At 63.3% G+C, this 12,652-nt stretch carries 13 protein-coding genes and 2 tRNA genes; 9 read left to right on the plus strand and 6 right to left on the minus strand.

Annotation, left to right across the window (positions count from 1 at the left end):
* The first annotated feature begins 71 nt into the window (after positions 1 to 71).
* Positions 72 to 146, plus strand: a tRNA-Val gene (locus tag ACE103_RS32930).
* Positions 147 to 403: 257 nt separating this feature from the next.
* Here ACE103_RS32930 and ACE103_RS32935 read toward each other — a convergent pair.
* A complete protein-coding gene (locus ACE103_RS32935) occupies positions 404 to 1,714 on the minus strand; it encodes a type II toxin-antitoxin system HipA family toxin (protein ID WP_375776429.1) in 1,311 nt (436 codons plus the stop codon).
* Positions 1,711 to 2,004 carry a multiprotein-bridging factor 1 family protein gene (locus ACE103_RS32940; protein WP_375776430.1) on the minus strand — a complete coding sequence of 98 codons (294 nt, stop codon included), beginning with the start codon at positions 2,002 to 2,004 and terminating at the stop codon, positions 1,711 to 1,713. The genes ACE103_RS32935 and ACE103_RS32940 overlap by 4 nt, the downstream gene beginning before the upstream one ends.
* Positions 2,005 to 3,051: 1,047 nt before the next feature.
* On the opposite strand from ACE103_RS32940, the gene ACE103_RS32945 reads away from it, so the two are divergent.
* Positions 3,052 to 4,308: a hypothetical protein gene (locus ACE103_RS32945; protein ID WP_375776431.1), complete on the plus strand. Its 1,257-nt coding sequence runs from the start codon at positions 3,052 to 3,054 to the stop codon at positions 4,306 to 4,308.
* A 308-nt stretch (positions 4,309 to 4,616) separates the two neighbouring features.
* On the opposite strand, the gene ACE103_RS32950 is transcribed toward ACE103_RS32945, so the two are convergent.
* A tRNA-Pro gene (locus ACE103_RS32950) sits at positions 4,617 to 4,693 on the minus strand.
* Between the two features lie 78 nt (positions 4,694 to 4,771).
* Between ACE103_RS32950 and ACE103_RS32955 the strand changes: the two genes are divergently transcribed.
* From ACE103_RS32955 to ACE103_RS32970, 4 genes are all read left to right on the plus strand, one after another.
* Positions 4,772 to 5,758: an L-threonylcarbamoyladenylate synthase gene (locus tag ACE103_RS32955; protein WP_375776432.1), complete on the plus strand. Its 987-nt coding sequence runs from the start codon at positions 4,772 to 4,774 to the stop codon at positions 5,756 to 5,758.
* Between the two features lie 110 nt (positions 5,759 to 5,868).
* Positions 5,869 to 7,296, plus strand: a complete 1,428-nt coding sequence (locus tag ACE103_RS32960) for an FAD-binding oxidoreductase (protein ID WP_375776433.1) — start codon at positions 5,869 to 5,871, stop codon at positions 7,294 to 7,296.
* 14 nt (positions 7,297 to 7,310) lie between these two features.
* Complete coding sequence (locus ACE103_RS32965; protein WP_375776434.1) at positions 7,311 to 7,751, plus strand: GNAT family acetyltransferase; 441 nt, start codon at positions 7,311 to 7,313, stop codon at positions 7,749 to 7,751.
* Between the two features lie 19 nt (positions 7,752 to 7,770).
* On the plus strand, positions 7,771 to 8,352 hold the full coding sequence (locus tag ACE103_RS32970) for a GDP-mannose pyrophosphatase (protein ID WP_375776435.1): 582 nt from the start codon (positions 7,771 to 7,773) through the stop codon (positions 8,350 to 8,352).
* A 388-nt stretch (positions 8,353 to 8,740) separates the two neighbouring features.
* Here the strand turns inward: ACE103_RS32970 and ACE103_RS32975 are convergent, their stop codons facing one another.
* Positions 8,741 to 9,181, minus strand: coding sequence for a hypothetical protein (locus tag ACE103_RS32975; protein ID WP_375776436.1), 441 nt, complete (start codon positions 9,179 to 9,181; stop codon positions 8,741 to 8,743).
* Between the two features lie 258 nt (positions 9,182 to 9,439).
* Between ACE103_RS32975 and ACE103_RS32980 the strand changes: the two genes are divergently transcribed.
* Positions 9,440 to 9,694 (plus strand): hypothetical protein, encoded by a 255-nt coding sequence (locus ACE103_RS32980; RefSeq protein ID WP_097672846.1) that lies wholly within the window; start codon positions 9,440 to 9,442, stop codon positions 9,692 to 9,694.
* Between the two features lie 84 nt (positions 9,695 to 9,778).
* Here ACE103_RS32980 and ACE103_RS32985 read toward each other — a convergent pair whose 3' ends face one another.
* The gene (locus ACE103_RS32985; protein ID WP_375776437.1) at positions 9,779 to 10,252 is read right to left on the minus strand and encodes a hypothetical protein; all 474 of its coding nucleotides are present in this window, start codon (positions 10,250 to 10,252) and stop codon (positions 9,779 to 9,781) included.
* 124 nt (positions 10,253 to 10,376) lie between these two features.
* Between ACE103_RS32985 and ACE103_RS32990 the strand changes: the two genes are divergently transcribed.
* Both ACE103_RS32990 and ACE103_RS32995 read left to right on the plus strand, forming a co-directional pair.
* A complete protein-coding gene (locus ACE103_RS32990; protein WP_223969313.1) occupies positions 10,377 to 11,144 on the plus strand; it encodes an SDR family NAD(P)-dependent oxidoreductase in 768 nt (255 codons plus the stop codon).
* A 170-nt stretch (positions 11,145 to 11,314) separates the two neighbouring features.
* Positions 11,315 to 11,575: a helix-turn-helix domain-containing protein gene (locus ACE103_RS32995; RefSeq protein WP_021076090.1), complete on the plus strand. Its 261-nt coding sequence runs from the start codon at positions 11,315 to 11,317 to the stop codon at positions 11,573 to 11,575.
* Between the two features lie 3 nt (positions 11,576 to 11,578).
* Here the strand turns inward: ACE103_RS32995 and ACE103_RS33000 are convergent, their stop codons facing one another.
* Positions 11,579 to 12,565 (minus strand): hypothetical protein, encoded by a 987-nt coding sequence (locus ACE103_RS33000; RefSeq protein ID WP_375776438.1) that lies wholly within the window; start codon positions 12,563 to 12,565, stop codon positions 11,579 to 11,581.
* Positions 12,566 to 12,652: the final 87 nt, after the last annotated feature.

Below are 12,652 nucleotides of genomic sequence, written 5' to 3' on the forward strand. Positions count from 1 at the left end.
CGTAAATCGCACGCTCTGACGAAGCGCCCATTTTCGATCGGCCGGCAACGGCCCTTGGTACGTCAGATCCCGGACGCATAGCTCAGCGGGAGAGCGTTCCCTTCACACGGGAGAGGTCCAAGGTTCGATCCCTTGTGCGTCCACCATTAATCTAAATAAATCAAGCGGTTATCGACGCAGCTCCCTTCGCGGGTGCCCCGAAATAGCTGGGGCACAATAGGGGCACACAAAAAATAACCCTTGTCCGCCGATCACTCTGCCGTGATCTTGATGACTCCGGACGGTCTTTGGCTTGGCTAAGGACCTGCGATATCCTGGTGCCGGACGACGGCGACAATGGCCTCGAAGAGGGCGCCTCGCCCATCGGGGACTTCGGGCGGCAACCGCAAAAGAGCAACGCAGGTCACGGTGCCGGCGCGGCGGTCGCTCCGTATTGTTTCACGATTGCCTCGCAGCGTACCGAAATGCCGTGCAGCATCGCATCGAGCACCGGTTCCTTCAGTCCGCCGTCCCGCGCTTCCTTCACGACGTCGCTCAGCGCGTCCGGTATCTGCTCGGCGAGTGCGACCAACCGCGCGATCATCTCGTCGGGATCCATTTGCATAAGCTTCGCCTGGCGCTCCCAATGCCGCGGCTCGATTTCGGAAAACTTGTAGTAACCACCGATCTTCATCGCCATCCGCAGCCTGCGCCGCTCATGTTCGTTGTCGTCGTAGGGTACGAAGCTCAGGACGTCGTACATCGGCGCGAGATACATCCTCCGCCCCGGAAGATGGACGACCGAGAAGTTCTTCGCGTGGGCGTCGGTACCGAGCACCAAGAAGTTGAACGCGATCATCTCGGCGAACTTCGCCTTGTCCGCCTCGGGATCGGTGGCATAACGCAGCACTTCGTTGGAGATCTGCTCGATCGAGGGACCGCCATCGCTCTGGTACTTCGTGGCGGGATGCACACCGAGCGCCTGGCACATGTCTTCCTGGTGAAATCGTCGGACCACGCCGTCGGTGCCGATCTCGCGGTCGTATCTGGTGACGACAACCGCGACCTCTTCACCGAATTTTCCGACCTTCACTTCGGCTGACATGATTCCTACGCTGCTCGCCAGACGCAGGCATGCGTATTCGTTCTCGGTCGTGCCTCGGAGATGAGGCATGGGCGGCTTGAGGATGTGCGTGGTCGCGCGGCGGCCGCTCGGTACACCCCACCTCTTTCCGTCGAACAGCAAGGCCATCTTTGGCTGCGCGCCGGCGAGACTAAAGTGCCCCCGGTCGCTGTCGCGGCGTCCCGTCCACGTCCTCTCCTCGCGCAGGCGCTTGAGGCGGTTTCCGACCTCCGCTTCGTCGATCCACTGGACCTCACCGGCGGAGTCGGCATTGGCAGCCATCCATTCGTCGGTAACGATCTGGATCGCGCCCGCGCAGTCCTCTCCGACCTTGGACAGTAGAGCGAACGCGCTGTTCGGCGATACGCCGTAGATCTGCCCCCACTTCTGCAGAGTCTGGTCATTGTCCGGAAGCAGATTCCAGAGATGGTTGGCCACCTTGGCGCCTGAGTGCTTCTTGGCGGCGAGAGGCAGGGACATAGAGAGCGGAATTTGGATCCTATCCGCCACGAGCCAGCGGTCGGCATACTCGAGGCCGAGTACGCCGCTATCCATCTGCTCAAGGCGACCGATTGGGACGCCGCCCATCAGGACATTCAGGAATTTGCTCATCGGCCGGGTCCTTTGAGGAAGCTTGGCTCGTCGAGCGCGAGGTCACCGGTGTCCAAGGGCTCGTCTCGAACGGACTTTGGAAAGCTGTCCATGCTCAGATCCACCCCCAGAATGGCCATCGCCTTGAGCACCGTCCCGAGGCTTGGATTCTCAAGGCGGCCCGTTTCGAACTGGGAGATCCATTCCTGATTGGTTCCGAGCTTGGCGGCGAGCTGCTTCTGGGTCAGGTTCCGATCCTGACGGACCTGTCTCATGGCCAGTCCCAAATCGTTGACTGTCTTCAAAATCATGGGACCCCTCCTTTATGAGTTTTAGAAGATATATGCGAAGTATGAGTTATACGCAATATCGCGCGAATATTAGTTTTACCCCACAAACTCAAAATATGTCTTAAAACTAATACCGGAACCCAGCCGTCTAATGGTGTCCTTACCCGGTATGGCGAAAAAGACTGGGTGGCCGATCGGCGGAGACGTTTGCATCGTGACTTGACCGTCTCCTCACAGCCGCCGAGCAACGCCGATTTTGCCGGCGAACACATCCTCGATCCGAATATCACTTATCCGTCGACGATAACTACCGTGCGGTGACCGGCCGCGGACGCGTTGCGGAATACCAGGCTCGCCAAGCCCCCGGATGATGCGAGGCCGCAGATGTCGATGTCGATCCCACTCAAGACACGGACGGTCTTCGTTTCGTTCGCTCTTTGGTCGTTCGCGACCGCAGCGACGGCCGGCCAAGTGTCGTACCGATATGCCGACGTCGCGGGAGGAAGATATCCTACCGCGAGGCCGGAGATCCGGTGAAACCACTGCTGCTGCACGGCTTTCCGTCCTCGTCGCACCAATTCCGATTCCCCTGCTCGCTTCCTGATTGCACGTGATCGCCCCGATCCGCCGGGCATGGGACACAGCGACGCTCCGCCGGTCGGTACTCCTGTGACTCACTGATTAAGCGGCTCAAACAGTCCGATTTGTACTCCGCAGCCGCCGATTGCCGCGCTAGCCAAACAGTGAAGCTTTCCGAGAATAGATTTCGCATACCCTGGACCTTGCGGCCGAGCCGAAGGCCTCGCCAACTCATGAGTACCTTGCCCAACACATGTCAAAGCGCAAGATCGACAAGCTCGCCCGCGCGAAGGCGCGGCCCCATCCCGCCCAATGGGATGAGGACGAAGCAATGACCCTTTTTGAGGCTACCGCTGTGTTTTTTCCGCACGGTCCGCTGACATTGTCATCGCTGCGCAGGGCTGCGGCCGTGGGGACTCTTGAAATCGTCAAAGTGGCGGGCAAGGATCTGACGACACCTCGCGCAATCCGCAAATTAGTGAAGCCGTCATGCCGGGCCGCAAAGCCAAGCCGCCACGACTCTGGTTTAGAGAGGACGATGCAACCTGGATCATCCTCGATCGTGGTCGGCAAATCCGCACAGGCTGCAGCCGCGACAACGTTGATGGAGCGGCGAAGGCGCTCGAGACCTACATCAGCGAGCGACATACCAGCACTATTGGGGCCACTGATCCGAGTGTCCTCGCGATAGCCGACGTTCTTACAGCCTACGAAATCTCAAAGCGGCCCAAGGACGAGGGCGACGAACGCCCATGGGCGCAACATGACCTCCTTCTCATTCGCCTGCTCGATCTCAATAGCTTCTTTGGAGATAGAACTGTCAGTGAGCTCAAAGCACAGCTTTGTCGCGATTTTGTCGATTGGTCTACCGGCACTGCGAACGACAACAATAGGAGAGCCGGCATCTCGCCACGGAACGCAGTCGTCTCCGATCAAACCGCACGGCGCCGGCTCGAAGATCTACGCGCTGCGGTGAACGCCTACCACGCCGAACACACGCTCAGCGTCGTTCCAAAAATCACTCTTCCTCCCAAAGCTGAAGGACGACATCGCTGGCTGACTCGTAACGAGGCCGCACGCCTGCTCGGAGCAGCAATCGGTTACGTTTGGGATACCGAGCAGGAGAGGTGGAAGCGCAGAGACGATGGCACACTCGTGCGCCGAGAACGGTGGATCATTCGTCGTCGCTATCCCGCGGTGCGCTTCTGTTTGATTGGCATCTACAGCGCTCGTCGAGAAGAGACTATCCGGCGCACTCAGTGGCTGCCAACAACGACCCATCCGTGGATGAACCTGGACGCAATGGTCTATCAGGGTAAGGGAGCACGGGAGCGATCGACCAAGAAGCGGCGACCGCCAGCAAGGATCGCGAACCGCCTACGTCCCCACTTGGTTCGTTGGTACAGGATCGACCAGGCTCGGTCTGCAGAACTCCGCGCCTCAGGGGTGATAAGAGACGGTGAGCAGATACGGTTTGTCGTGAATCGCATGCACGACGGCCAGCCGCTTGCCGGAAAGATCAGATCGGCTTGGGAAGGTATTCTGGAGGATGCCGGGCTGGGCGATGATGTCGTTCGGCACTCATTGCGTCACACAGCAGCGACGTGGCTGATGCAGGCGGGCGTTGACATGTGGGAGGCTGCCGGCTGGCTCGGAATGACAGTTGAGCAATTAGAGGCCAACTACGGCCATCACCACCCGGATTTTCAGGAAGAGGCGGCGGAAGCGTTCGGGGGAAGGCGCTGAGCTGAGCACTACTCGCCGCGAGTTATTCGTGCTTTGATGGCGGCTGATAATCCGCTCAAGGTCCGAAGGGAGGACGTGTAGTGCTTGGCGATGTCCCGCGCAACGTCGCGCCAGGGGCCGTTTCCCTTGCACTCCCCAATTGCCCCGTGTCCGGTTCCGAGCAGCGCAAAGTCCTAGCGGCCCTGTTTCACGGTTCGCCGACCTCAAGGACTTGGGTCCGAAACTCGACCAACATGGCTGCCGCGCCTCAAATCGTTGCGCATTTCATTGCGCACAAAAAACGCAGAAACTATAAGTGCTTGGAAAGATGGTCGGAGTGGCAGGATTCGAACCTGCGACCCCTGCGTCCCGAACGCAGTGCTCTACCGGGCTGAGCCACACTCCGACTAAGAGGCCGGCTTATAGCGTCGCGTTTCGGGGACCGCAAGGGACCACAGGCAACCAATTGAGGAATTGAGTCACAGTGGATACAGGCCTGAAAACGCACGTTTTGCCCGCCGGCGCCGCCGCCACGGCGACCGCGGCCGGGGTTCTGGCCGAGGGCGGCCTGGTAGCGTTTCCAACCGAGACGGTTTATGGCCTCGGCGCCGACGCCGGCAACGCCGCCGCGATCGCCCGGCTCTACCAGGCGAAGGGCCGGCCGGCCTTCAATCCGCTGATTGCCCATGTCGCCGATCTCGGCGCCGCGCGCCGGATCGCCCTGTTCGACGGGCAGGCGTTGCGGCTGGCGGAAGCGTTCTGGCCCGGTCCCCTGACCCTGGTGCTGCCGAAGGCGCTCTCCTGCCCGGTCGCCGAACTCGCGACCGCCGGGCTCGATACGGTCGCGATCCGCATTCCGGCCCACAAGGTGGCGCGCGACATCATCAAGGCCTTCGGCGGTGCTGTGGTAGCGCCATCGGCCAATCTTTCCGGCCATGTTTCGCCCACCACGGCCGAGCATGTGAACGGCGATCTGGCGGGCCGGATCGACATGATCGTCGATGGCGGCCCGGTCGAGGTCGGCGTCGAATCCACCATCGTCGGCTGCTTCTCCGATCCGGTGCTGCTGCGGCCGGGCGGGCTGACGCGCGCCGAGATCGAGCGCGTGCTCGGCCATCCCTTGCAATCGCCGCCGCCCGATACGGAAGGAGACGCTCAGCCGATCGCCCCGGGCATGCTCGCCTCGCATTATGCGCCGCGGACCCCGGTGCGGCTCAATGCCAGCGACGTCCATGTCGGCGAAGCCTTGCTGGCGTTCGGGCCGGTCAAGGTCGGGCGGCGCGAATGCGCCTCAGTGGAAATGAACCTGTCCGAGCGCGGCGATCTCGCCGAAGCTGCCGCCAACCTGTTCGGCTACCTTCGCACGCTCGACACAAGAAACGCAGATGCTATCGCAGTGATGCCCATACCCGACGACGGGTTGGGCGAAGCCATCAATGACCGGCTGCGCCGCGCAGCGGTTGGACGGTAACAGCATGACCCGGAAGAGTGCGAGCCGGTTTTCCCCGCGACAGACGCGAAGCGTTTGCGCAGAGGTCATGCCCGAATAAAGATCCCGATTGAGTGAAAGACCAAGAAGAAATGAACATCGTCCAATCAGCGGTGCCGCCGCTCCCGCCCAAATTGCTTGCGAAATTCCGCGCCATCGTCGGCGACAAATATGCCGTGACCGACGCCGCCGACATCGAGCCTTACGTCACCGAGGAGCGCGACCTGTTTCACGGCCGCTCGCCGCTGGTGCTGCGTCCCGGCTCGACCGCCGAAGTCGCCGCGATCTGCAAGCTTGCGAGCGAGCACCGGATCGCGCTGGTGCCGCAGGGCGGCAACACCGGCCTCGTCGGCGGCCAGACCCCGCACAATGGCGAGGTCGTGGTGTCGCTGCGGCGCCTCGACAAGATCCGCGACATCGATGTCGAATCCAACACCATGACCTGCGAGGCCGGCGTGGTGCTGCAGATCGCGCAGCAGAAGGCAGCCGACGTCGACCGGCTGTTTCCGCTGTCGCTCGGCGCCGAGGGCAGTTGCACCATCGGCGGCAACCTCTCGACCAATGCCGGCGGTACCGGAGCGCTCGCCTATGGCGTGGCGCGCGAGATGGCGCTCGGCGTCGAGGTCGTGCTCGCGGATGGCCGCGTGCTCAACGCTTTGTCCAAGCTGAAGAAGGACAACACCGGCTACGACCTGCGCAACCTCTTCATCGGCGCCGAAGGCACGCTCGGCATCATCACCGCCGCAACGTTGAAATTGTTTCCGAAGCCGCGCGCGGTCGAGACCGCCTATGTCGGCCTGAAATCGCCGGCGGCGGCATTGAAGCTGCTGTCGATCTCGCGCAACGAAGCGGCCGGCAGCCTGACGAGCTTCGAATTGCTCGCCGACATCGCGGTCGATTTCTCGATCCGCCACGGCATCGATATCCGCGATCCGCTTGAGAGCAAGCACCCCTGGTACGTGCTGATGGAACTGTCGTCGTCGCGCGATGATGCCCGCGACGCGCTCGAGGCGATCCTCGCCCAGGGCATGGAAGACGGCATCGTCGACGACGCGGTCATCGCCACCAATTTGAGCCAGCGCCAGGCGTTCTGGAAGCTGCGCGACGAGATGTCGGCGGCGCAGAAGCCGGAGGGCGGCTCGATCAAGCACGACATCTCGGTGCCGGTCGCAGCCGTGCCCGCCTTCATCGCGGAGGCCAATGCGGCCGTCGTGAAGCTGATCCCGGGCGCGCGGCCGGTGCCGTTCGGCCATCTCGGCGACGGCAACATCCACTACAATGTCAGCCAGCCGGTCGGCGCCAATGCGGCCGACTTCCTGGCGCGTTGGCACGACGTCAACGCCGTCGTGTTCGAGATCGTGCTGCGGATGGGCGGCTCGATCTCGGCCGAGCACGGCATCGGCGTGCTCAAGCGCGACGAGCTGCCCGACGTCAAGGACAAGGTCGCGATCGAGCTGATGCGGCAGGTCAAGGCGATGCTCGATCCGCTCGGCATCATGAATCCGGGCAAGGTGCTGTGACCGTGCAGACGACAATGCCCTCCTCTCTCGTCATTGCAGAGATCACCGACGCCGACGTCACCGCTGTCGTCGCGCTGTGGCAGGCGTGCGGCCTGACGCGGCCGTGGAACGATCCGGCTGCCGACATCGCGCTGGCACGGCGCGGACCGAGCTCCGCCATCCTTGTCGGCCGCAGCCCGGACTCGATCGTGGCGACCGCGATGGTCGGTCACGACGGCCATCGCGGCTGGGTCTATTACGTTGCCGTCGATCCGAGCAGCCAGGGCAAGGGGCTTGGCCGCACCATGATGGCGGCGGCCGAGGACTGGCTGCGCAATGCCGGCGTGCCGAAGCTGCAATTGCTGGTGCGCCGGGAGAACGCCAAGGCCGGCGCATTCTACCAATCGCTCGGCTATGAGGAATCGACCTCGGTGATGCTGGCCAAATGGCTCGACGGCCGAGAAGCGACGTCGTGACGGAATTAAAGGGTTACGCATGAGCATCGCCGACCGCGTCCGCGTCAAGGACGTCCAGCTACTGTCGAAGCGCCGCTACGAGCTGAAGAGCGCGACATTCGACTACCGCCGCAGCAACGGCGAATGGCAGACCCAGGTGCGCGAGGTCTATGACCGCGGCAATGGCGCGGCGCTGTTGCCCTACAATCTCAAGACCCGCACCGTGGTGCTGGTGCGCCAGTTCCGCTATCCCGCTTTCGCCAACGGCTATGACGATCTCCTGATCGAGGTCGCCGCCGGCATGCTCGACGACGCCGCGCCGGAGGCACGCATTCGCGCCGAGGCGGAGGAAGAGATCGGCTACCGGCTCGCACATGTGCGCAAGGTGTTCGAAGCCTTCATGACACCGGGTGCGGTGACCGAGAAGCTGCACTTCTTCGTCGCCGAATACGACGCCGCGATGCGCGTCAGCGATGGCGGCGGGCTCGCCGACGAGGGCGAGGACATCGAGGTGCTGGAGCTTGCGATCGACGACGCGCTCGCCATGGTCAGCGACGGCCGCATCGTCGACGGCAAGACCATCATGCTGCTGCAATACGCAGCGCTGCATCTGTTCAGGTGAATGCTGCGCCGTCCCGGCCTGGACCGAGGCGGCTCGCGCCATCAGCTAGACAAAATATCGAAAACAACCCCATGCAAAGTAGCCGGCGGTGACCGGCGCCCGACTTGACACGTCGGGCAACTCACGGATACGCTTCCAATATTCCGAAATTGCGCAGTCGCGCTGGCCGTAGAGCCATTTGCATTCCGATGGAATCGGACGGGGCGATAGCGCTCAAGCCCCCGTCATCCTGAGGTGCGAGCGAAGCGAGCCTCGAAGGATCGACGGCCCCGCTGGTGGCCGATTCATCCTTTGAGACGGCCGCGTTGCGGCCTCCTCAGGATGACGGGGATGGTCTGAATCCGGCTCGACGATCAGCTGTCGCTCGCGCCGCTCCACACCGTCAACTCTACCGCATCGTGATCGCAAGCCCGCTCAGATCGGCGTTGGCCATCAGGCCGACCTGGTGGCCGGTCAATTCGAGCACCGCGCCTTTCTGATTGGTCAGCACGATCGCGCGCGCGCCGCGGCCGACGGCAAGCCCGGCACCCGCCGCGCCGTAGACGCCGGCAACGTCGGACGGACGATTGATGTTGCTGACGCGGCCGCGCAGCACGGTCTTGGAGCCGCCGAACACCAGACCGTAGTCGAGGCCGCCGGTGGAGAGCCGATAGGAGCGGCCGCGGAACGTCAGCACGCCGCTGCCGCCGGAGCCGCCGATGAACCATCCGGCCTTGTAGATCGTGAGCGTCACGAAGCCGCTGTCGGCACGCGCGGCAGTGGAGAACGCGAGGCCCGTGAAGGCCATCAGTGCGACCAGCGCGGCGCGAAGGGTGGATGAAAGTTTCATGTGCGGTCTCCCCGGGATTTGCTCACGTCGATCTGCTCACGTCGCGACGCCAGCGCGAATCGCAATGCGCCGACTGTAGCAAGCGCGTCGTCAGGCGCAATTTGGCACAGCAGGCGTCCATTGGTGACGGGAATGCCCGCGGGAACCGCGTTGAACCTGTTCCCGGGGTTGCAACACTCACTGCATGTCCGGGGCGATCGGCCCCTGAGCTCCAGGATTTCCCCGCGGAGCATTCACTTTTCAAACCGGAGATTTCCCATGCGTCGTCTTGCGATTGCCTGTGCCGCCATGGCCGCCACTGTGTCCGTGCTTGCTGCGGCAAGCCCGGCCAGCGCCACGCCCTATCATCTGATCCGTTGGCAGGACACCGGCTTCTGCCAGATCTGGGACCAGAGCGTTCCGACCACGCCGTGGCCCGCGAACTTCGCCGTCGTCAGCGAGGAGCTGCCGACCTTCGACGCCGCGTTCAGCTACAAGACCGGCCTCCTCAACAACGGCACCTGCTCGTTCTGAGCGCCTCCCCGACCACGCACAGGGCGGACACGCGACAACAGCGCGGCGTCCGCCCTCGTGCTGTCAGCCGCACGCGATCGCGCGTCAGTGGTGCTTGATCAGCGCATCACGCGCGGCGGCGAGTTCGAGGAATGCGGGGCCGTTGCCGCCACCGTCGGGATGCACCGTCTTGGCGGCGCGCTTGAACGCCTGATGGACCTCGGTCGCGGCGAGGCGGCGGCCGAACGGCAGGCCAAGCAATTGCCGGTAGCGCTCTTCCTGCGTCAGCGCCTTCGGCGTCAGGCCGCGCCGGCCGAATTGCGGCGCGGACAGCATGTGCAGCGCATCGCTGACGATGCCGAGACGGCGCAGCGCCATCGATCTGGTGCGACGGTCGGCCGATTTCAGCGCCGCCTGGCGCAGGATCGGCAGCACCTGTGCGGCCGCATGCCGCAGCGTGTCGTCGATCTCGGTCGTGGCGATCTCGGCGATCATCCTGGCCATTTCGCGATAGTCGGGATCAGGCGCAGCGCAGAAGCGCTCGATCGCACCTTTCCAGTGTCTGATATTCGGGTCCATGATCGGTCCGTACTGTCATCCGAATCCGGATAACAGCAACGCGCAAACGCGGCTTGGCGTTTCGGTTGGCGCAGTTTTGAATAGTGTTGTCGGCAACGCTCATAAATCAGAACGAGGAAACACCATGGCCCTTCTCGACAATCACATCGCCGTCATCACGGGTGCAGGCTCGGGCATCGGCCGTGCCATCGCCGCGGGCTACGGCCGCGAGGGTGCGCGCGTGGTGCTGCTCGACATGAACGGCGATGCGGCGGCGGAAGCGGCCAAGGAGATCCGCGACGCCGGCGGCAACGCGGAGAGCTTTGCGCTCGACGTGACCAATCTCGACGCCTGTATCGCGATGGCGAAGCAAATCGCCGACAAGGTGGGACCCGTCTCGATCCTGGTCAACAATGCCGGCATCGCGCGCCGCAACGGCATGCTCGGCGCCGACGAGGCCGTGATCAAGGATTGGGAAGACATCATCTCGATCAATCTCACCGGCGTCTTCAACGTGACGCATTCGTTCCTCGCCCCGCTGCGCAAGAATAAGGGACGCATCGTCAATATCGGTTCGATCCAGTCCTTCGTGCATCTGCGCACGCCGAGCTCGCCGGCCTACACCGCCTCCAAGCACGGCGTGCTCGGCTTCACCAAGGCATTGGCCGCCGAGCTCGGCAAGGACGGCGTGCGCGTCAACGCGATCGGGCCCGGCTTCATCGAGACGCCGCTGAACGAGAAGGTGCGCGCCTCCAATCCCGACCTCGTGAAAGTCTTCATGGACCACACCCCGCTCGGCCGCGCCGGCAAGCCGGAGGACATCGTCGGTCCCGCGATCTTCCTCGCCTCGGACCTCTCGGCCTATGTCTCGGGGTCGATCGTGATGGTCGATGGCGGCTACCGGACACTGTGACCGATGGAACCGCAATCGTGGCGATTTCTGGGTATTTTGCTTACAAAGCAGGGAGTTAGCCGCGCGTTAAGGAATTGTTAACCAAACCGGCACACCGTGGATCTACGGGGTAGTTGGTTTCTCGATGTCTCCGCCTCATCGACGAGGCGGGCGTTGATCGGGAGGAGTTCATGTCTTACGCGTCCACCGTACCGTCGCCGGAAGCACTGCTGCCGTCGCTGGCTCCAAATGAAATCGTCCCATTGCTGATCGGCGCGACCGTTGATGAAGTCGAGCGGGAATTGGTGCTGCAAACGCTCGCACGCTGCGACGGCAACCGCACGCGTGCCGCGCGCGTGCTCGGACTGTCGGTCCGGACCTTGCGGAACAAGATCCGCGAATATTCGGCCGACGGCATCGACGTGCCGCACAGCGAGCACGCCGCGGCGTAGGGATCAGATCGGCAGATCGATCGCAAGACGCCGCCAGCGCGACAATAACACTCTGTCGTCCTCGCCGAGGCAGGGTGCGAGATGCACGTCGGTCGTCGCAGTCCGTTGCAGCGTCTGGCCCACCAGTGCGGTCGCATAGTCCCAATAGCCGCGCCGGCCGTTCGGATCCAGCGCGACCAGGGATTTTGCGAGGATCTCGACATGGATCGCCCTGACAGCACTATGCCAGAGCCGACCTGCGCGGATCTCCACCGAGGGCGCGCCGGTCCGCGCCTGCCACATCAGCCAGTAGCTCTCCTCTCCGCCGGCCCAATCCGCTGACGGCAGCGACGGATCGAGACATGGCGAGCGGCACGCGAGTGGCCGCATTGTGCGCGCGTCGCAGAACACCGAGTAGTCGAGCTTGTCGTACCAGCCGACGCGCAGCAAGCGGCGGATCCCGTCCTGCTCATCCGCCGCGAGCTGCCGCCTGCCGGTCCGCTCGAGATCGGCGATCATCGCTTCAAGACGATCGCGATCGAATGGCTCGACCTCGAGCACCACGCCAATGTTGCGCGGAAACAGCGCATCCAGCATGGCGACCATCTCGCGATAGAACGCGCGCGCCAAGCCGCCGCCGCGCCACGCCGTCGCGACGCCGACGTGGTTGCAGAAGATCAGCTCGCTTGCGTGATCGTAGGTGAAGAAGCCGAGCCCGACCGCACGCGTGGCGCCGGCGCGCAGAATGAAGCAGCGCGAGTCGAGGCGATAGGACATCTCGTGGCCGCCGACGCTGAAGTGACGCCGTTCGCCGACATCATCCGACAACAGCCAGCGCACGATGTCGTCCGCGCTGTCGCGCTCACTCGCAGGAAACAGCTCTTCATAGAGCTCGAGCACACCCGTGCTGCGAAAGGCCGCTTCGTCAAGCACATCGTGCCGCGTCACGACGATGTCGAGCGGTTGCGGTTCGCCCGCGGCTTCGCGGTACATGCCGTCCAGAACCCGCAACGCGCCCTCCGCTGTCATATGCGCATGGAATTATGACTGTTGATCGCTTGCATCGGCGCCGGCGGGCAGAATTGAAGCCGTGCTCCA

It is taken from the genome of Bradyrhizobium sp. ma5, assembly GCF_042258955.1.
Lineage (GTDB): Bacteria > Pseudomonadota > Alphaproteobacteria > Rhizobiales > Xanthobacteraceae > Bradyrhizobium.

Excerpts from the sequence above, each read along its gene's own strand:
- ACE103_RS32985 (WP_375776437.1), bottom strand. The coding sequence starts at position 10,252 with ATGGACCCGAATATCAGACACTGGAAAGGTGCGATCGAGCGCTTCTGC.
- ACE103_RS32965 (WP_375776434.1), top strand. The coding sequence starts at position 7,311 with ATGCCCTCCTCTCTCGTCATTGCAGAGATCACCGACGCCGACGTCACC.
- ACE103_RS32970 (WP_375776435.1), top strand. The coding sequence starts at position 7,771 with ATGAGCATCGCCGACCGCGTCCGCGTCAAGGACGTCCAGCTACTGTCG.
- ACE103_RS32975 (WP_375776436.1), bottom strand. The coding sequence starts at position 9,181 with ATGAAACTTTCATCCACCCTTCGCGCCGCGCTGGTCGCACTGATGGCC.
- ACE103_RS32940 (WP_375776430.1), bottom strand. The coding sequence starts at position 2,004 with ATGATTTTGAAGACAGTCAACGATTTGGGACTGGCCATGAGACAGGTC.
- ACE103_RS32960 (WP_375776433.1), top strand. The coding sequence starts at position 5,869 with ATGAACATCGTCCAATCAGCGGTGCCGCCGCTCCCGCCCAAATTGCTT.
- ACE103_RS32995 (WP_021076090.1), top strand. The coding sequence starts at position 11,315 with ATGTCTTACGCGTCCACCGTACCGTCGCCGGAAGCACTGCTGCCGTCG.
- ACE103_RS32935 (WP_375776429.1), bottom strand. The coding sequence starts at position 1,714 with ATGAGCAAATTCCTGAATGTCCTGATGGGCGGCGTCCCAATCGGTCGC.
- ACE103_RS32990 (WP_223969313.1), top strand. The coding sequence starts at position 10,377 with ATGGCCCTTCTCGACAATCACATCGCCGTCATCACGGGTGCAGGCTCG.
- ACE103_RS32945 (WP_375776431.1), top strand. The coding sequence starts at position 3,052 with ATGCCGGGCCGCAAAGCCAAGCCGCCACGACTCTGGTTTAGAGAGGAC.
- ACE103_RS32980 (WP_097672846.1), top strand. The coding sequence starts at position 9,440 with ATGCGTCGTCTTGCGATTGCCTGTGCCGCCATGGCCGCCACTGTGTCC.